The organism is Flavobacterium sp. PL12, assembly GCF_039123485.1.
Taxonomy (GTDB): Bacteria; Bacteroidota; Bacteroidia; order Flavobacteriales; family Flavobacteriaceae; genus Flavobacterium; species Flavobacterium weaverense.
In genome coordinates this window covers 112947-132338 of sequence record NZ_JBANDI010000004.1, presented here as the reverse complement: position 1 = coordinate 132338, position 19392 = coordinate 112947, and the positions used below count along the sequence as shown (strand labels likewise).

Annotated in this window: 17 protein-coding genes; 9 read left to right on the top strand and 8 right to left on the bottom strand. The window is 33.2% G+C overall.

Features of this window, described 5'->3' with window-relative positions; genetic code table 11:
* Positions 1-89: 89 nt before the first annotated feature.
* Both carB and rpmH read right to left on the bottom strand, forming a co-directional pair.
* The gene (carB, locus tag RCH19_RS03320; RefSeq protein WP_121926026.1) at positions 90-2942 is read right to left on the bottom strand and encodes a carbamoyl-phosphate synthase large subunit; all 2853 of its coding nucleotides are present in this window, start codon (positions 2940-2942) and stop codon (positions 90-92) included.
* A gap of 157 nt (positions 2943-3099) precedes the next feature.
* A complete protein-coding gene (gene rpmH, locus RCH19_RS03315; protein ID WP_007136275.1) occupies positions 3100-3261 on the bottom strand; it encodes a 50S ribosomal protein L34 in 162 nt (53 codons plus the stop codon).
* Between the two features lie 162 nt (positions 3262-3423).
* On the opposite strand from rpmH, the gene RCH19_RS03310 reads away from it, so the two are divergent.
* Complete coding sequence (locus RCH19_RS03310) at positions 3424-3939, top strand: DUF2892 domain-containing protein (RefSeq protein ID WP_121926025.1); 516 nt, start codon at positions 3424-3426, stop codon at positions 3937-3939.
* A gap of 52 nt (positions 3940-3991) precedes the next feature.
* Here RCH19_RS03310 and RCH19_RS03305 read toward each other — a convergent pair whose 3' ends face one another.
* Positions 3992-4885 (bottom strand): lytic transglycosylase domain-containing protein, encoded by an 894-nt coding sequence (locus RCH19_RS03305; RefSeq protein ID WP_343022059.1) that lies wholly within the window; start codon positions 4883-4885, stop codon positions 3992-3994.
* Positions 4869-5582: an alpha/beta hydrolase gene (locus RCH19_RS03300; RefSeq protein ID WP_343022020.1), complete on the bottom strand. Its 714-nt coding sequence runs from the start codon at positions 5580-5582 to the stop codon at positions 4869-4871. Before RCH19_RS03300 ends, RCH19_RS03305 begins: the two co-directional genes overlap by 17 nt.
* Positions 5583-5694: 112 nt before the next feature.
* Here RCH19_RS03300 and RCH19_RS03295 point away from each other — a divergent pair, with 112 nt between their 5' ends.
* Both RCH19_RS03295 and RCH19_RS03290 read left to right on the top strand, forming a co-directional pair.
* Positions 5695-6411 (top strand): pirin family protein, encoded by a 717-nt coding sequence (locus tag RCH19_RS03295; protein ID WP_343022019.1) that lies wholly within the window; start codon positions 5695-5697, stop codon positions 6409-6411.
* A gap of 11 nt (positions 6412-6422) precedes the next feature.
* Entirely contained in the window at positions 6423-6725 is a 303-nt protein-coding gene (locus tag RCH19_RS03290; protein WP_343022018.1) for an N-acetyltransferase, read from the top strand.
* A gap of 56 nt (positions 6726-6781) precedes the next feature.
* Here the strand turns inward: RCH19_RS03290 and RCH19_RS03285 are convergent, their stop codons facing one another.
* On the bottom strand, positions 6782-8416 hold the full coding sequence (locus tag RCH19_RS03285; protein WP_343022058.1) for an ABC-F family ATP-binding cassette domain-containing protein: 1635 nt from the start codon (positions 8414-8416) through the stop codon (positions 6782-6784).
* A gap of 339 nt (positions 8417-8755) precedes the next feature.
* On the opposite strand from RCH19_RS03285, the gene RCH19_RS03280 reads away from it, so the two are divergent.
* The gene (locus RCH19_RS03280; RefSeq protein ID WP_121926021.1) at positions 8756-9289 is read left to right on the top strand and encodes a murein L,D-transpeptidase catalytic domain-containing protein; all 534 of its coding nucleotides are present in this window, start codon (positions 8756-8758) and stop codon (positions 9287-9289) included.
* A 217-nt stretch (positions 9290-9506) separates the two neighbouring features.
* Here the strand turns inward: RCH19_RS03280 and RCH19_RS03275 are convergent, their stop codons facing one another.
* The 3 genes from RCH19_RS03275 to RCH19_RS03265 form a co-directional block, all read right to left on the bottom strand.
* Positions 9507-10970, bottom strand: a complete 1464-nt coding sequence (locus RCH19_RS03275; protein WP_343022017.1) for an alanine/glycine:cation symporter family protein — start codon at positions 10968-10970, stop codon at positions 9507-9509.
* Between the two features lie 302 nt (positions 10971-11272).
* Positions 11273-12448 (bottom strand): GlmU family protein, encoded by a 1176-nt coding sequence (locus RCH19_RS03270; RefSeq protein ID WP_343022016.1) that lies wholly within the window; start codon positions 12446-12448, stop codon positions 11273-11275.
* Between the two features lie 177 nt (positions 12449-12625).
* Positions 12626-12877, bottom strand: coding sequence for a type B 50S ribosomal protein L31 (locus RCH19_RS03265; RefSeq protein WP_121926018.1), 252 nt, complete (start codon positions 12875-12877; stop codon positions 12626-12628).
* Positions 12878-13119: 242 nt separating this feature from the next.
* Here RCH19_RS03265 and RCH19_RS03260 point away from each other — a divergent pair, with 242 nt between their 5' ends.
* The 5 genes from RCH19_RS03260 to RCH19_RS03240 all read left to right on the top strand — a co-directional run bounded on the left by RCH19_RS03260 (position 13120) and on the right by RCH19_RS03240 (position 19390).
* Positions 13120-13650 (top strand): DUF4199 domain-containing protein, encoded by a 531-nt coding sequence (locus RCH19_RS03260; protein ID WP_343022015.1) that lies wholly within the window; start codon positions 13120-13122, stop codon positions 13648-13650.
* Positions 13651-13656: 6 nt separating this feature from the next.
* Positions 13657-14616, top strand: coding sequence for a glycosyltransferase family 2 protein (locus RCH19_RS03255; RefSeq protein ID WP_121926016.1), 960 nt, complete (start codon positions 13657-13659; stop codon positions 14614-14616).
* Positions 14617-14976: 360 nt separating this feature from the next.
* Entirely contained in the window at positions 14977-16704 is a 1728-nt protein-coding gene (locus RCH19_RS03250; protein WP_343022014.1) for a phospho-sugar mutase, read from the top strand.
* A gap of 75 nt (positions 16705-16779) precedes the next feature.
* Positions 16780-18648 carry an ABC transporter ATP-binding protein gene (locus tag RCH19_RS03245; protein ID WP_343022013.1) on the top strand — a complete coding sequence of 623 codons (1869 nt, stop codon included), beginning with the start codon at positions 16780-16782 and terminating at the stop codon, positions 18646-18648.
* A 40-nt stretch (positions 18649-18688) separates the two neighbouring features.
* Positions 18689-19390 (top strand): hypothetical protein, encoded by a 702-nt coding sequence (locus RCH19_RS03240; RefSeq protein WP_121926013.1) that lies wholly within the window; start codon positions 18689-18691, stop codon positions 19388-19390.
* Positions 19391-19392: the final 2 nt, after the last annotated feature.

Sequence of the window (19392 nt, the reverse complement as noted above, 5' to 3'; positions counted from 1 at the left end):
TTCTTAAGGATAATAAAATAGTTAGAGTAAAACCATAATAAATGCAAAAAGCCCCAGACGGGGCTTTTTCGATATGTATAATCTAAGTATTACTTACTTAAATACATTTTTCTTCTAGAGTACAATTCGTAGAATTGATCGTCTTTTAAGTCGTCAATAAACAAGATGCTTTCTCCTGTTGATTTCATTTCTGGACCTAATGCTTTGTTTACATTATGGAACTTACTGAAAGAGAAAACCGGTTGCTTGATTGCATAACCTTTCAATTGTGGGTTGAATTTGAAATCAGTTACTTTATTGTGACCTAACATTACTTTAGTTGCATAATTCACATAAGGCTCACCGTATGCTTTTGCGATAAAAGGAACCGTACGAGACGCTCTAGGATTTGCTTCAATAATATAAACGGTGTCATCTTTAATCGCAAACTGAATGTTGATTAAACCAACTGTTTTCAATGCCAAAGCAATTTTATGAGTATGATCTTTTATTTGTTGCATTACAAATTCTCCTAAGTTAAAAGGAGGCAAAGTTGCATTACTATCTCCAGAGTGTACTCCGCAAGGTTCAATGTGCTCCATAATTCCTATGATGTACACATTTTCACCGTCGCAAATTGCATCCGCTTCTGCTTCAATAGCACCATCAAGATAGTGGTCTAATAGTAATTTATTCCCTGGAATAGTTTTCAATAAATTGATAACGTGCTCTTCTAGTTCTTGTTTGTTGATTACAATTTTCATTCCTTGACCACCCAACACATAAGAAGGACGAATCAATAGAGGAAAGTCTAAAGTATCTGCTAATGCAGAAGCTTCATCAGCTGTTTCAGCAATTCCAAACTGTGGGAAAGGAATTTTTAATTCGGTTAGTAATTCAGAGAAACGTCCTCTATCTTCAGCTAAATCTAAAGCATCGAAGCTAGTTCCTATAATTTTTATACCGTATTTTGATAGTTTTTCCGCTAATTTAAGAGCAGTTTGACCACCAAGTTGCACGATTACACCTTCTGGTTTTTCATGCTGTATAATGTCGTAAATATGTTCCCAATAAACAGGCTCGAAGTACAATTTATCTGCTGTATCAAAATCAGTCGAAACCGTTTCTGGATTACAGTTGATCATTATCGTTTCGTAACCACATTCTTTAGCGGCAAGCACACCATGCACACAAGAATAATCAAATTCGATTCCTTGACCAATTCTGTTTGGACCTGATCCAAGAACAATGATTTTCTTTTTATCTGAAACTACACTTTCGTTATCCACGTAGCGCGTTCCGTCAGCTTTTTCTATTTCAGCTTCAAAAGTTGAATAGTAATACGGTGTTTTTGCTTTAAATTCAGCTGCACAAGTATCTACTAATTTAAATACACGATTCACATTCATTACATCACGCAAACTGTGTACTTCGCTTTCTAGACAAGCCATCATGTGCGCAATTTGTCTGTCAGCAAAACCTTTTTGTTTGGCTTCTAGCAATAATTCTTTTGGCAAAGTATCCACTTTATAATTAGAAATTTCTTTCTCTAAAGTGTAAAGCTCTTCATATTGTTTTAAGAACCACATATCGATTTTAGTGATTTCGTGAATACGGCTCAATGGAATTCCCATCGCAATCGCATCATAAATCACAAAAACACGATCCCAACTCGCATAAGTCAGTTTCTCGATAATTTGTTCGTAGTTTGTGTATCCTTTTCCATCAGCACCTAAACCATTTCTTTTAATTTCTAATGATTGAGTGGCTTTGTGCAATGCTTCTTGGAACGAACGTCCAATTCCCATTACTTCACCTACTGATTTCATTTGAAGCCCTAAAGTTCTATCAGCACCTTCAAATTTATCAAAGTTCCAACGTGGAATTTTCACAATCACATAATCTAAAGTTGGTTCGAATAATGCCGAAGTTGATTTAGTAATCTGATTTTGCAATTCATCTAAATTATATCCTAAAGCTAGTTTAGAAGCAATTTTTGCAATTGGATAACCAGTCGCTTTCGATGCTAAAGCCGAAGAACGAGAAACACGAGGGTTAATCTCGATTGCTACAATATCTTCTTTATCGTCTGGCGAAACGGCAAACTGCACGTTACAACCTCCTGCAAAGTTTCCGATGCTACGCATCATCAAGATCGCATAATCACGCATTTTTTGGAAAGTAGTATCTGATAAAGTCATTGCTGGTGCAACCGTGATTGAATCTCCAGTATGAATTCCCATAGGATCCATATTTTCGATCGAACAGATAATAACTACGTTGTCGTTTTTATCTCTTAACAATTCCAGTTCATATTCTTTCCAACCCATCAAAGCTTTATCAATCAACACCTCATGAATAGGTGATGCTTCTAAACCTCTAGTTAAAAGTTCGTCAAAATCTTCTTTCTTATATACAATCGCAGCTCCAGTTCCACCAAGTGTAAATGAAGGACGAATTACTAATGGAAATCCAAATTCTTGTGCAATTTCCTTACCTCTAAGGTAAGATGTACATATTTCTGCAGGTGCAGACGGTACATTTATTTTTTTAAGCAATTGTTTAAACTGCTCTCTGTCTTCAGTAATATTGATTGCGTTTACATCAACACCAATCATTTTTACACCAAAATCCTTCCAAATCCCTTTTTCATCTGCTTCCAGACACAAGTTTAAAGCAGTTTGTCCACCCATTGTAGGCAAAACAGAATCGATTTGAGGATGCTCTTTCAAAATTTCAATAATCGACTTAGTCGTTAATGGCTTCAAGTAAATATGATCGGCCATAGATGGGTCGGTCATAATCGTTGCTGGATTCGAATTTATTAAAATAACTTCAATTCCTTCTTCACGAATAGAACGAGCAGATTGTGATCCTGCGTAATCAAATTCGCATGCTTGACCAATAACAATAGGACCTGAGCCTATTATTAAAACTGATTTTATGGATGTATCTTTTGGCATTTTATTGTAATTATTGTGTTGTGTAGTTATATTTTGAACAGATAAAGCGGTGTCAATTTACTGCTTTAAGCGCTGACTCCTAGGCTTTAAGTACCGATTAGGTATAAAAAAAGGCGATACTAAAGAAAGTAACGCCTTATTTATGTTTATACAAACATTATTTTTTGTGTCTTGGTTCGCAAGATACAGTCAATTTATGTCTTCCTTTAGCTCTTCTTCTAGCAAGAACTTTTCTTCCATTCGCAGAAGCCATTCTGTCCATAAATCCGTGCTTATTTCTTCTTTTTCTTTTCGATGGTTGAAACGTTCTTTTGCTCATTGCTTTGTATCTTTAAAAACTTATTTATATCTTTCTTAATTCGGATACCTGTTACCCGAAATCCGAGTGCAAATATACAAAGACTTTTTTTCCTCACAAGTAGTTTTGTAAAAATATTTTCAATTCATTTTACTATATTTGTGAACTTAAAATAATCACACTATGTTTCACAGAAATATTAAACTTATTATCGCCGGACTTATCATTGCTACTGGCTTTTGGCAATTTACTGAAAGTAATATTGGTAACGGAATTTTCCTTATATTATTAAGTGCAATTCCTATTTTCCTTTACTTCAAAAATGAATTCATCTTATTAGCGTTCTTAAAACTAAGAAAACAAGATTTTGAAGGTGCTAAAAAATGGCTAGCCTACATCAAAAATCCAGATACAGCATTGGTGAAAAAACAACAAGGCTATTTTAATTATTTACATGGTATCATGCTTTCTCAAACCAATATCAACCAAGCAGAGAAATATTTCAAAAAAGCAATCGAACTGGGATTATCAATGGATATGGATTTGGCTGTAGCCAAATTAAACCTTGCAGGAGTAGCAATGTCACGAAGAAGAAAGTTAGAAGCGACAACTTTATTGAATGAAGCTAAAAGACTCGACAAGCAAGGCATGTTGAAAGAGCAAATTGTAATGATGAAAGATCAGATGAAAAAGATCTAAATTTAAAAAAGGGCCAAATGATACACATTTGGCCCTTTTCATTTTCACGCAATCAATATCCTTTTAATGGAATTTCGATTTGGTATTTTTTACCTTCTGCATTAATCAATTTTGTTTCCCGAAGCCACGGATTATGAATTTTTAATATTTTATAATTAATCCCTTGCGCTTTAGCGAAATCAGCCAAATCACTTATGGAACTATCCACTTCGATTTTGCGTGTTGGTAATCCACTATACATTTCATCTTTTGCAATAGTGTAGCCGTATTTTACCGGATTATTCATAATTTCCTTTAAAGCTAAAATTCTGAATACATAGCGATACGTTTCTTCTGTTAACAGCAAATCATAATAATTAGAAACTTTCTGAATTGCAATTTGTTTATTTACACCTGCCATTCCTCCATTGTATGAAGCTGCAGCTAAAGTCCAACTTCCTAATTTTGCTTTGGCATTTAGCAAATAACTACAAGCTGCTTGAGTAGATTTTGCCAGATCGTAGCGTTGATCAACATTGTCATTTACTTCCATACCGCGCTCTTTAGCCGTTTCTGGCATAAATTGCCAAATCCCTCTCGCACCAGCCGAAGAAACTGCATTCACTAATCCACTTTCAATAACCGCTAGATATTTAAAATCATCTGGAATCCCATTTTTCTTTAAAATAGGTTCAATAATTGGAAACGCACGATGTGCTCTTTTAATGGCTAAAATCGTCGATGCATGTAAATTTACGTTTACCAATAATTCACGATCAAATCGTTCTCCTACATCATCCAATTGTAGTGGTGTGTTCTCACCAGCAAAATCTAGTTTTGATGGAAAACGGCTTTCGTTTTCTACCGTAGCGGTTTTATCTTTGACAGTATACGTGCTCGCGTAAATAAAGATCCCACTTGCAAGAACAACGGCCGTAAGTAGCAGTATTTTATGAATTTGTTTCATCATCTTTTTTTATTTGATCTTTATCCTCTTCGTCCTTCCATGTACCCATTATTATCGCAGTTAAGTTTTCATTCAACCATTTGTATTTGTTCAATATCATAATATGCGTCCCTCCTTTTACAACAATGCAATTACTTATATATTTGATAGGGAATATATCATCCGCATCTCCATGAATATGAATTACACTTTCATCAATTACTGTTCGATCCCACAGTATAATTTGCTCCACTGCCCATTCTAAATATCCAATATCACGAACCGAAAGAAACTTTTCATAAAGCTTGATTCGTTTATTAATGGTTGCCCCAAAAGAGAACTTTGCAAGATTCTCAATATTCAATAACAAGCTCATAGGAATTAATTTGTATGCTTTTGTAGTTTTTCCAAGTTTGAATCTGCGTGGAAACTCTAAATTACTTTTAGCGCTAGAAATAATAATCACTTTTCTAACCTTTATAAATCGAGCCATTTCCTGAACTAAAATACCGCCAAAAGACACACCTATCAACACTGGATTGGGATGTTTAATTTTCTCAACAATTCTCTTAGCATATTCGGTTAAAGATTCACTCTTTAATGGGATTTCCCACTCTAGTAAATGAATTTCAAAATCATCCTCTGGAAGAGCAATTCGTTCAAAAATAGCGGTGCTAGCAGCCAATCCTGGCATCATATAAACGGGTATTTTACTCATAAGTGTTTTAACGATTTTATAACAATATTCTGATTTTTAATCTCGAATTTTGTATAAAATTAATTTTTTTTATTCAAAATCACGGCTCTTCTATCTTTATTACCATTAATTTATGACAACACAATATATAGAATCACATACTAGAGGTACCGCTAATTTCGGCTGGTTGAACGCTAATTTTTCGTTTTCCTTTGGGAATTATTACAATCCAGAGCAAATGCAGTTCGGAATGCTTCGCGTTTTAAATGATGACACTATTGCTGGCGGAACTGGCTTTGGCACCCATGGTCACGCAAATATGGAAATAATCACTATTCCGCTTGAAGGAGGTTTAGAGCATAGAGATAGCATGGGTAACGAAGGAGTAATCCGATTTGGTGAAGTGCAAGTAATGAGTGCCGGATCGGGTGTAGAACATTCTGAAATGAATGCAAGTAAAGAAGAACGAGCAAAAACACTGCAACTTTGGGTTTTTCCAAATAGAGAAAATGCTACACCAAGATACGACCAAAAATCATTTGATATTGAAAATCAAATCAATACCTTTGTAAATATTGTTTCGCCAAACGATATGAATGACGGGAATGCACTTTGGGTTTACCAGAAAACCTTTTTACATTTAGGAATTTTTGAAAGAAATACCACTTCAAATTATACAGTAAGAATCCCTAAAAATGGTGTTTATTTATTTTTGATTGAAGGCGAAATACGAATAAATAATCAAGTTTTAAAGGCAAGAGATGCCATGGGAATAACAGATTTTGAAAATTTTGAAATCGAGATTATAACCAAATCAAAAATACTTTTGGTCGAAGTACCAATGAATTAGAGTTAATTATCATGGATGGATTAATCACTATCGAAATTAAAGACAACACTTTTGCACGACAATTTGAAACTACGGTTGAAGAAGGATTAGTTTCAGTAGAATATTCTTTTCAAGAGAAAAAGATATTTTTAACGAAAATCAACGTTCCAGAATCGTATGAAAATGAAGAGTTTATCTGTAATTTTTTAAAGAATATTATGGAAATCGCTGTAGAACGAAAATTCAAAGTAGTTCCTATTCTTCCAAAAATAGTGGTGTTTTTCAAGAAAAACCCAGTGTATAAAGAGTTGCTTCCTCCGGGAATTAGATTGTAAAGAAGAAAAGGCTGTATCGTAAAATACAGCCTTTTCTTTTTATGTAATAAAATCGATTATTTATCAATTTCCGTCATACTATCCATTTTCTTGTGCGCTAAGAAACCAGCTATATCTTCAAAGTGCTCCACTACTCTTTTATTGCCAAATTCAAAAACCTTAGTTGCTAAACCATCAAGAAAATCTCTATCGTGGGACACTAAGATTAAAGTTCCGTCAAAGTCGCGCAAAGCATCTTTAATAATATCTTTAGTCTTCATATCTAAGTGATTTGAAGGTTCATCCAGAATTAGCAAGTTTACTGGTTCTAACAATAGTTTTATCATTGCCAAACGTGTTTTTTCTCCACCAGAAAGAACTTTTACTTTCTTAGTCACATCGTCACCATGAAACATAAAAGCACCTAAAATATCTTTGATTTTTGTTCGAACATCACCAACAGCAATATCATCTATAGTTTCAAAAATGGTAGCGTTTTCATTTAATAACGAAGCTTGATTTTGAGCAAAATAGCCAATTTGAGCATTATGACCAATTTCGAGACTTCCGCCATCGATTTCGATTTGCTTCATAATGGCTTTAATCATTGTCGATTTCCCTTCTCCATTTTTACCTACGAAAGCTACTTTCTCTCCTCTTTCAATAACAATATTTGCATCTTTGAAAACAACATGTTCGCCGTAGGTTTTAGATAAATCTTTTACAATTACTGGATATTGACCAGAACGAACTGCAGCAGGGAATTTTAATTTCAGTGCCGAAGTATCAACTTCGTCAACTTGTACAATAACCAATTTCTCTAACATTTTAACACGCGATTGAACCGCATCCGTTTTAGAAAAAGTTCCTTTAAAACGATCAATAAAAGTTCTGTTATCAGCAATCATGCGCTGTTGCTCGTCGTATGCTTTTTGCTGGTGCATTCTGCGGTCTTTTCTCAATTCTAAATAGTGAGAATACTTCGCTTTGTAATCATAAATACGTCCCATCGTAACTTCGATAGTACGATTAGTAATATTATCTACAAACGCTCTATCGTGCGAAATTACTACAACCGCTTTAGCTGAATTTATTAAGAAGTCCTCAAGCCACTGAATACTTTCAATATCCATGTGATTCGTAGGCTCATCTAATAAAATTAAATCTGGTTTTTGTAAAAGGATTTTGGCCAACTCAATTCGCATTCTCCAACCGCCAGAAAACTCAGAAGTTTGACGACCAAAATCTTCTCTAACAAATCCTAAACCGATTAATATTTTTTCGACTTCCGCTTCGTAATTCACCTCTTCGATAGCGTAAAATTTCTCGCTAAGATCAGAAACTCTTTCAATCAATTTCATGTACGCATCACTTTCGTAATCCGTACGAATTGTCAACTGTTCGTTAATGTCATCTATTTCAGCTTTCATAGAGAAGATTTCTCCAAAAGCTTTAGAAGTCTCTTCCATCACAGTTGCGCCATCAGTAGTCAACAAATGCTGAGGCAAATAAGCAACGACAGCATCTTTTGGTGCTGATATATTTCCTGTTGATGGTTTGCTTTGACCTGCGATTATTTTAAGTAGCGTAGATTTTCCAGCTCCATTCTTACCCATGAGGGCAATTTTATCATTTTCATTAATTGCAAAAGAAACATCACTAAAAAGAGTTGTTCCACCAAATTGCACGGAAATATCGTTAACTGTAATCATTATTATATCAAGTTGTTTATTTGCTAATCGTCGTTGAATCAGCGTCATTTTTTAAAAATGCAAATATAGATTAATTCAGTTATTGAGCAATTGATAACGCTACAACATTTTTATCGTAAAATAATATAAAAATAAATTAAAATTATGTAACATTAATAATATATTTTATTAGTTTTGTAATTGATAGACAGTTGTTTAAAGAAGTATTGACCCCGTTCTATCGGACTGATCTTAATTGCCGCTTGTTCAGTGTTAAAACGACAAAAGTATAATGAACAATACCAATACCACAACAAAAAACCCACTCCATAAGGGTTTATAAATCTTAACCAGCAGTTCATGAAAAAAATACTAACATTGATTCTACTAGGCGCTTTACATTCTATGGTCGCACAAGGCAATGAAGAAATTTTAAAAAAAGCGAGTGAAATTGGAACAAAATGGGGTTCTAAAGCTAAAAACAAAAGTATTATTACGCTGATTGATTTTTCAAAATCAATAGACGAAGCAAGACTTTATGTTGTTGATGTAAAAAATAGTAAAATACTTTTAACTAGTAATGTTGACCACGGTTTTGGTTCTGGTACTGGACAAACTCCGAGCTCATTCAGCAATGTAGTAGGAAGTAACGCCACTTCATTAGGTTGTTACGTTACCATGCAAACATACAATGGAACATGGGGATATTCTTTAAGACTTAATGGATTAGAAGAAGACAAAAACTCTAATGCACTTAAAAGAAATATAGTAGTGCACTCTTCTAGAAAAATGTATAGTAAATTCAGCTTAGGTTGCTTTTCTGTTCCAGATAAAGATTCAAATGCACTTATTGATTTGATTAAAAATGGTTCGCTAATTTATGCTTATCAGTAAGAGTTTAAGATTTCTCTCCTAGTAGATAAATTATCTTTAAACAACAGCAAATTAAAAAAGTAGTAATTAAATAAAATTTATTGAGTAGAAATAAATATTTAGTGCAACAACGGCGTTTATACTTTCAACTTTATATACGATTCCATTAAAATAAAAAAAGCTTCTTAAACAGATTTATATCTGCGTAAGAAGCTTTTTAATGTATAAGCAATTGTGTCTACAACTGCTTATTATTATTTATTGTATGCCAAATATGAGCATTGCTAACTCCTATATCATCTGGATTGAAAGTAGGATCTAAACCTTGTTTCTTTTGTTTTTCATAATCTTTTAAAGCAGCTAAGGCAGGTTTTTGTAGCAAGAGAATTGCAATGATATTAAACCAAGCCATTAATCCAACGCCAATATCTCCAATATCCCAAGCTAATTTAGCTTGATTCACGGAACCGTACATAATAACTAGCATCATAATTATTTTAAGAACATAATTAAAAACTGGCGATTCAAATTTTCTAGTCAAATATGAAATATTAGTTTCTGCAATATAGTAATATGCTAAAATTGTTGTGAAGGCAAAGAAGAATAATGCAATGGCTACAAAGTAAGAGCCAAAACCTGGAAAAACACTATCCATAGCACTTTGAGTAAACCCTGGTCCTACAGCAATATTCTGAGCACCAGCATATAAAAATTCAGCTGTATCGCCTGCGCCATACGCTGGATTATAAACGTTATATTTTCCAGTCATCAACAACATAAATCCAGTAGCTGAACATACTAATAAAGTATCAATGTAAACAGAGAATGATTGTACCAAACCTTGTTTGGCTGGATGAGATACATTTGCAGCAGCAGCAATGTGCGGAGCCGTTCCTTGTCCTGCTTCATTAGAATAAATTCCTCTCTTTACACCCCATTGAACTGCTAAACCAAATACAGCTCCAAAACCTGCTTCCATGTTAAATGCACTTTTAAAAACTAAAAGCACAACATTAGGTAAGTTTTGAATATCAAATGCAATGATAACTACAGCTATTAACATGTAACCAATTGCCATAAACGGCACAATATATTCAGTGAATTTTGCAATTCTCTTAACGCCACCAAAAACAATTGCTGCAAATATTAAAACTACTCCAAGACCAGTAATCCATGTATCTAAATTAAATGCATTTTTTATTCCATCAGCCACTGAGTTGGCTTGAACACCAGGCAATAGAACACCCGCAGAAATTACGGAAACGATTGCAAATAAAACTCCAAACCATTTTATACCTAATCCACGTTCAATATAAAATGCAGGTCCACCACGAAACTGTCCTAAATGTTTCTCTTTATAAATTTGGGCTAAAGTAGCTTCAATAAACGCTGTACTTGCTCCTAAAAAAGCAACTAACCACATCCAAAACATTGCACCAGGTCCACCAAAGGCGATCGCTGTTGCAACTCCCGCTATATTTCCTGTCCCTACTCTACCTGCTAATGACATCGATAATGCTTGAAAAGAAGAAACTCCCGATTCTGTGCTTTTTCCATCAAATAATAAGCGAAACATCTCTCTAAAGTGTCGCACTTGTAAAAAGCGCGTACGTAAAGAAAAATAAAGACCGGTTCCTAAGCATAAAATAATTAAAGCATTACTCCAAACAATGTCGTTTACGACACCAACAAAATTCTCCATATATTTATTTCATTTATAATTATCATAAAACCAACAAAACAATAGTTTTATTACTAATTTTCGATAAAACTAAAACATACTTACAAAAAAAACTAACTATTAGTATTATAAAAATTAAAAAAACATTAATTGGCTAAAAATCAACTGTTAATAAAAACTAGATTTATTACTATATAAGACCATTATTAACAATAAATTTTCACATAACGAAATTTTATTACGAAACTAAAAGTCATAAAAAAACTGCCTCATTACAATCAATGAGTCAGTTTTTTAGTATATATTGGTTTAGATTAAAGAAATTAATCTTTCCTCCACTTTTTACTTTCTTCAAAAACATGTTCTAAAATAGCAGCCTCTCTTTCATCAAACTCTATTTCTCTACGTCCCATTACTAAGCGCGCCGTTTCAAATGCTTTTTTAGTTATGTATGTCGTAAAACCCGCAGCACCACCCCAAGAAAAACTTGGTATAAAGTTACGCGGGAATCCGGTTCCAAAAACATTAGCACTCACCCCAACGACAGTTCCTGTGTTAAACATTGTATTTATTCCGCATTTACTGTGATCACCCATCATCAAACCACAAAATTGCAATCCTGTTTTTATGAAACCCTCTGTTTCATAACTCCACAGTTTCACTTCTTCGTAGTTATTCTTTAAATTTGAATTATTAGTGTCAGCACCCATATTACACCATTCCCCAATAACTGAGTCACCTAAATAACCTTCATGACCTTTATTAGAATGTGCAAAAATAACTGTGTTTTTAACTTCACCACCTATTCTAGAGTGCGGACCAACTGTAGTAGCGCCATATACTTTTGAACCCATCTTAACTGATGCGTTATCGCATAAAGCAAAAGGACCTCTTATCATCGAACCTTCCATTATCTCTGCGTCTTTACCTATATATATAGGACCAGTTGAAGCATTAAGAGTAACAAATTCTAACTTAGCTCCTTCTTCAATAAATATATTGTCAGCAGCGATAACGTTTACGCTTCTTGGAATACCTTGTGATTTTCTACCCTCTGTTATATATTTAAAATCCTCTTCGATTGCTAGGTTATTTTTCGAAAAAATATCCCATGTGTTTTTAATTGTAATACACTCGTCATGGAATTCGATAATATCATAAGTATCAAAATCTACTTCTTCTTGCTCATCGTTAGTATAAAAAGCAATCACTTCATCTCCTTTAAAAATAGCTTGATTAGATTCTAAGTTACCTACCATTTCCGCCAAAACATCATTAGGAAGAAAAGAAGCATTAATCATTACGTTTTGTTCTAACTCGACCATTGGAAATTTATCCGATAAATATTCCTCTGTCAAAGTTGTTGTGGTCGAACCCAAACGCATCTCCCATTTTTGACGAATCGTCATTATCCCTACAAGGATGTCAGCAACTGGACGTGTAAAAGTGAAAGGCAATAATGCATTTCGTGCAGGACCGTCAAAAAGGATATAATTCATAAAAAGAAGTTATTTGTTGGTTTTAATATAGTATTGTTTTTTAAACGCGAAATTAATCATAATAATGCATTTTTTAACTTAATTTTAAATAAAAATTAGACAATTATATTAAATAATTGAACCAAAAAAGCCACGTTTATAAAACGTGGCTTCAGTATATTTAAAAACAAGCTATAATTATTTAGCGTGCTTAGCATATTTAGTTTTAAATTTATCAATACGTCCTGCAGTATCAATAAGTTTAGATTTACCTGTGTAAAAAGGGTGAGAAGTTCTAGAAATCTCCATTTTCACTACTGGGTATTCAACACCATCGTGAGTAATTGTTTCTCTAGTATCTGCAGTAGATTTAGTGATAAAGATTTCGTCATTCGACATGTCTTTAAATGCAACTAATCTGTAATTTTCTGGGTGCGTTCCTTTTTTCATCTTGTTAATCTTTTTTTATTTGTTGGCTATAACTTGTTTTGAAGCTTTTCCTCTAACAGAAAAGGTATAAACTCATTACAACTTTTTGTTTTACAATATTATTTTGAGTTTGCAAATTTACAATTATTTTTCAATATTCAACTCTTTGCTTCACTTTTTTTATATAATCGTAAAAATAGATTTTTACACCTCTATATATTGGGAATTGTTATATTTGTGCTTTAATATAAAAAATCCTCACAATGATAAATGAAATCATAAAAAGAAACGGAATTACTTTTGGAGTGTTAATTGGAATTGTTTCAGCATTAATCACGGCGTCAATATATGCTATTGATTTAAATCTTTTTTCTTCATGGTGGATTGGACTTTCTAGCATTGCTATCTATTTGATATTAGGAATAATGTTACTTGCGAAAACAAAGAAAGAAGTCAAAACCATATACACTTTTAAAGATGCTTTTACCACTTATTTTATTGCTGCTGTGGTGGGTATATTAATTTCTGTTCTGTTTAATGTTCTTTTATTTAATGTGATTGATCCTTCTGCTAAAGATACTTTGCATGAAATGACAATGAAGATAACTTCTAATATGATGCAAAAGTTTGGCACACCTGCTGCTGCAATCAATGAAGCTATGGCAAAAATGAGAGAGACTAATCCTTATTCGACTATCGAATTATTAAAAGGAGCGGTTTTTAGCATCATATTCAGTTCTGTTTTTGGATTAATTTTAGCTGCATTTTTCAAAACTAGATCTACACAAGAATAATTAAAAATGAATTTATCCATACTCATACCGCTTCTCAACGAAGAGGAATCACTTAAAGAATTGTACACTTGGATTATTAAAGTGATGCAAGAAAATAATTATAGTTATGAAATTATTTTCTTAGACGACGGTAGTACTGATGATTCGTGGTCTATTATTGAAAGTTTTGCGCAAGAAAACACAGCTGTTAAGGGAGTGCGTTTCATGAAAAACTTTGGAAAATCTCAAGCTCTACATGCTGGATTTGCTAAAGCGCAAGGTGATGTAATTATCACGATGGATGCCGATTTACAAGATAGCCCTGAAGAGATTCCTGGACTGTACGAAATGATTGTCAAAGGCAAATATGATTTAGTTTCTGGTTGGAAAAAGAAACGATACGATTCAGTAGTTGCTAAAAATCTACCTTCAAAATTATTTAATTGGGCTGCTAGAAAAACATCAGGAGTAGAATTGAATGATTTTAACTGTGGTCTAAAAGCATATAAAAATATCGTTGTTAAAAACATCGAAGTTTCTGGGGAAATGCACCGTTATATTCCTGTTCTAGCAAAAAATGCAGGTTTTGGAAAAATTGGTGAAAAAGTAGTCCAACATCAAGCTAGAAAATATGGTGAGACTAAATTTGGTATGGAACGATTTGTTAATGGTTTCCTAGATTTAATTACCATTTGGTTTCTTTCTCGCTTTGGCAAACGACCAATGCACTTATTTGGCGCCATAGGATCGCTGATGTTTATTATCGGTTTTATAGTTGCAGGTTTTATTGGTGTTGCAAAATTGTATCATATGTATAATGACATGCGCTATACATTAGTAACTAACAATCCGTGGTTCTACATCGCACTGACTTCAATGGTTTTAGGGACACAATTATTTCTTGCTGGTTTTCTTGGCGAGATAATTTTGCGAACTAAAAACAACGAAGAACGTTATAAAGTGTCGAGCGAAGTGAATTTTTTGTAAATTAGAATTCTGATTTTATATTGAATCAAAATTAGAAACTAAAATTGATGCAAAACTTAAATATAAAACAACAATACGCTTGACTTACCCATTTATCTTATAAAATATTAAATACAATACATTTTTAGCTGTAATTTTTCGAGCAAACAAGATTTCAAGAATATGAAAAACTTATTTCGCGATTAATCATAAGAGTTGCGCTGGATAATTAGAAGAATAACAAAATAATTTAGAAATTAGAATTGCTGACAAAGAAGATTTAATGCAACTAAAACCCATTTTTTTTAGTGGAGTTCAACGGATTGAATTATCGAAATCAGAAATGTTCTTTTTTAGATAAATAATACAAAATCACTCAAAATGGAGATCAAACAAAACATATTAGACGCTGTAAATGAATGGTTAACACCAACATTTGATAACGAAACTCACGTTGCAATTAAGGAATTGTTGACTACATCTCCTGCAGAGTTAGAGGAAAGTTTTTATAAAAATTTAGAATTTGGCACAGGCGGAATGCGCGGTGTGATGGGCGTTGGTAACAATCGCATTAATAAATATACTCTTGGAAAGAGCACACAAGGCCTTTCTAACTACATGCGCCAAGTATTCCCTAACAAAGATTTAAAGGTTGCAATAGCTTTCGATTGTCGTCATAACAGCAAATCATTAGCTAAATTAGTTGCTGATGTTTTTAGTGCTAACGGAATTTCAGTTTATCTATTTTCAGATTTACGTCCTACTCCGGAGTTATCTTTTGCGGTTAGACATTTGGGTTGTCAAGCTGGAATTGTGCTTACTGCTTCTCATAATCCACCCGAATACAATGGTTACAAAGTGTATTGGGAAGATGGTGGACAAATTGTTCCTCCAGAAGATGAAGGTATAATTGCTACTATAGAAAATTTAAATTATAACGAAATTAAATTTACAGCTAATGAAAGTTTGATTCATTATATTGATACAGAAGTTGATAAAGCATTTATAAAGTCTTCAATCGAAAATGCAAGTTTTAATACTTCGGCTGAAGCCAAAGAAAATTTAAAAATTGTTTTTACATCGCTACACGGCACATCAATAACATTAGTTCCTGATGTTTTAGATCAGGCAGGTTATACAAATGTTCACATTGTTCCTGAGCAAGCAGTCCCTAATGGAGATTTCCCAACAGTTAAATCACCTAATCCTGAAGAACCAGAAGCATTAGCGATGGCTACAGCATTAGCTGAAAAAACAAACTCGGATATCGTGATTGGTACTGATCCTGACTGCGACCGATTAGGAGTTGCTGTTCGAAACAATGAAGGTGAAATGACTTTATTGAATGGGAACCAAACCATGATATTAATGACTGCTTTTCTATTAGAACAATGGAAAAAGAAAGACAAAATAAATGGAAAGCAATTCGTAGGTTCTACAATTGTTTCTACTCCTATGATGATGGAATTAGCAACTAGCTATGGAGTGGAATGCAAGATAGGTTTGACAGGTTTTAAATGGATTGCAAAAATGATAAAAGACTTTCCAGAACTTGAATTTATAGGTGGTGGAGAAGAGAGTTTTGGATTTATGGTAGGCGATGCCGTTCGTGATAAGGATGCAGTTGCTGCTACTTTATTAATTTGCGAAATGGCCGCTCAAGCTAAAGCAAAAGGAAGCACAGTTTACAAAGAGTTATTAAAACTTTATGTAGATAATGGATTTTATAAAGAACATTTAGTTTCATTGACTAAAAAAGGAATGGACGGTTTGCAAGAAATCAGTCAGATGATGATTGACATGAGAGAAAATCCTTTAAAAGAAATAAATGGCCAACGTGTTGTTATGTTAGAGGATTATCAGTCTTCAACTGCTAAAAACTTGTTGGATGATGAAGTTACAACTTTAGATATTCCAAAATCAAATGTATTGATTTACTATATGGAAGATGGCTCTAAAATTTGTGCGAGACCAAGTGGTACAGAACCTAAGATAAAATTCTACATCAGTGTAAATACAGAATTAGAAGATGTCGAAGATTTTAAAGAAGTAGAAAACATCTTAGACAATAAAATAAAAAACATTATTGCAGCGATGCAATTGAGTTAATTACAATACAATAATTTTTCTGAGAGACCCGACCCGCTTTAAAACCGGTCGGGTCTTGATGGTAAAAAAAACATAATGAGTAATTTTAAGAAAATTTTCCCCTTTATAGTTCCTTATAAAAGATATGCTTACTTAAATATTTTTTTTAACGTTCTCTATGCCCTATTTAGTACTTTGTCTTTCATGGCGCTGATACCAATGATGCAGGTTTTATTTGACCAAACAAAGAAAAATACAGTTCTACCATTGTACAATGGATATGTAAGTACTAATCATTTTTTTGAGGATGTAAAAACGTATTTTGAAAGCACTAAACTATTCTTAGAACATTCTTTGAGCTACTACATTACAACTACTACAGCGGAAAACGGAGTAGGATATACGTTGTCAATAATGGTAGGAGTTATTATTTCGATATTTTTACTGAAGAACCTGTTTGATTATCTCGCAATGTTTTTCATTACCTTTTTAAGAAACGGTATTTTGAAGGATATGCGAAATGCGATGTATAAAAAAACAATCAACTTGCCATTAGCATTCTTCTCAGAAAAAAGAAAGGGAGACGTTATTTCTAGAATTTCTGCAGATGTAAACGAGGTTCAAACTTCGTTCTTATCGATTCTTGAACTCATCGTCAAGGAACCATTAACAATTATCTTCACCATCATTGCAATGCTTTCGATCAGTGTAAAACTGACATTATTTGTTTTTATTTTTATTCCCGTTTCTGGTTATATTATATCATTAATTGGAAAACAATTAAAAAAGCAATCGACAAAGGCACAACAAGAACAAGGAATCTTTTTATCAACTATTGAGGAAACATTGGGCGGACTTAAAGTTGTAAAAGGATATAATTCTGAAAATCATTTTTACAAAGTTTTTCAAGAATCAACTCAGCGCTTTTTCAATTTATCAAATAGCATAGGAAATCGTCAAAATCTAGCTTCACCAGCGAGTGAATTTATGGGAATAATGGTTATCGCTATTCTATTGTGGTATGGTGGACACATGGTTTTAATTGAAAAGACACTTAATGGAGCTTCTTTTATTGCTTATATGGGACTTGCTTACAACATTCTAACTCCAGCAAAATCAATATCTAAAGCTTCTTATGCGGTAAAGCGTGGTAATGCCGCAGCAGAGCGCGTTTTAGAAATTTTAGACCAAGAAAATTCAATTACTAGCAAAGTAAATGCCATTAAGAAAGACACATTTGATAGCAATATAGTAATCAAAAACGTCAACTTTAAATACGAGAAAGAAAGTGTTTTGAAAGATTTTTCTTTAGAAGTAAAAAAGGGACAAACCATTGCTCTCGTGGGACAATCTGGTAGCGGTAAAAGTACAATTGCTAATTTACTAACTCGATTTTACGATGTAAACGAAGGGACAATTTGTATCGATGGTATAGACATTAAAGATATGAATTTACGATCTCTTCGTGATTTAATGGGGCTTGTTACCCAAGACAGTATTCTATTTAATGACACTATTAAAGCAAATATCGCTCTAAGTAAACACGATGCGACAGATCATGAAATCATGGAAGCATTAAAAATTGCGAATGCTTATGAGTTTGTAAAAGATTTACCTTTAGGTATACATACAAACATTGGCGACAGCGGAAACAAACTTTCGGGTGGACAAAAACAACGTTTGTCTATCGCAAGAGCTGTTTTGAAAAACCCTCCTATAATGATATTAGATGAAGCTACATCAGCTTTAGATACTGAGAGTGAGAAATTTGTTCAAATAGCACTTGAAAACATGATGCAGAATAGAACGTCGATAGTCATTGCGCATCGTCTTTCAACCATTCAAAAAGCTGATTTAATTGTGGTAATGAAGAAAGGAAGAATAGTCGAACAAGGTAAGCATGACGAACTAATAGCACTTAATGGAAATTATAATAAATTAGTATCCATGCAATCCTTTGAATAATAACTTACTGTTAAAGCACCTTATATAAAAACAGATTGAAATGTACATTCATAATCCAAACATAAAACTACCTGAGGATCCCAATACTATTATATGGAAGTACCTTGATCTATCAAAATTTTTGGATTTATTGATGTCGCAAAAGCTATTTATGTCTCGATCGGATAAATTTGAAGATCAGTACGAGGGAACTTTTAGCGAACCTACTTTTGAAGAAATTAAAAAACTTTCCATCGATAATCCTGGGTTCTTAAAGTTTTATAAAAGCCATCGAGAAAAAGTGGCTATTAGCAGTTGGCACATTAATGAATATGAATCGTTTGCTATGTGGCAAATATTCACTCAAAACAGTGAAGGTTTGGCCATTCAATCCACAATAGGAAGACTGCAAAAATCACTTGCTCAAGAAGCAAATTTTAAGCAATATATAGGCGAAGTAAATTATATTGATTACAAAAAAGAACACATTCCATTTGATGATATGTTCTTTCCTTTCTTATTCAAACGAAAAAGTTTCCAATATGAAGGTGAAGTCCGCATCATTACAGACATTGGCGATAGCGCAATAAAAATTAATGAAGGACTTAAAATAAATGTAAACATTGATGAGCTAATCGAAAAAATATACATTCATCCAAAATCAGAGAATTGGTATAAAAATTTAGTTATCCAATTAGTAAAAAAGCTTGACTTCGATTTCACAATCGAAAAATCAGATTTAGAAAGTGATATTTTAATTTAAGA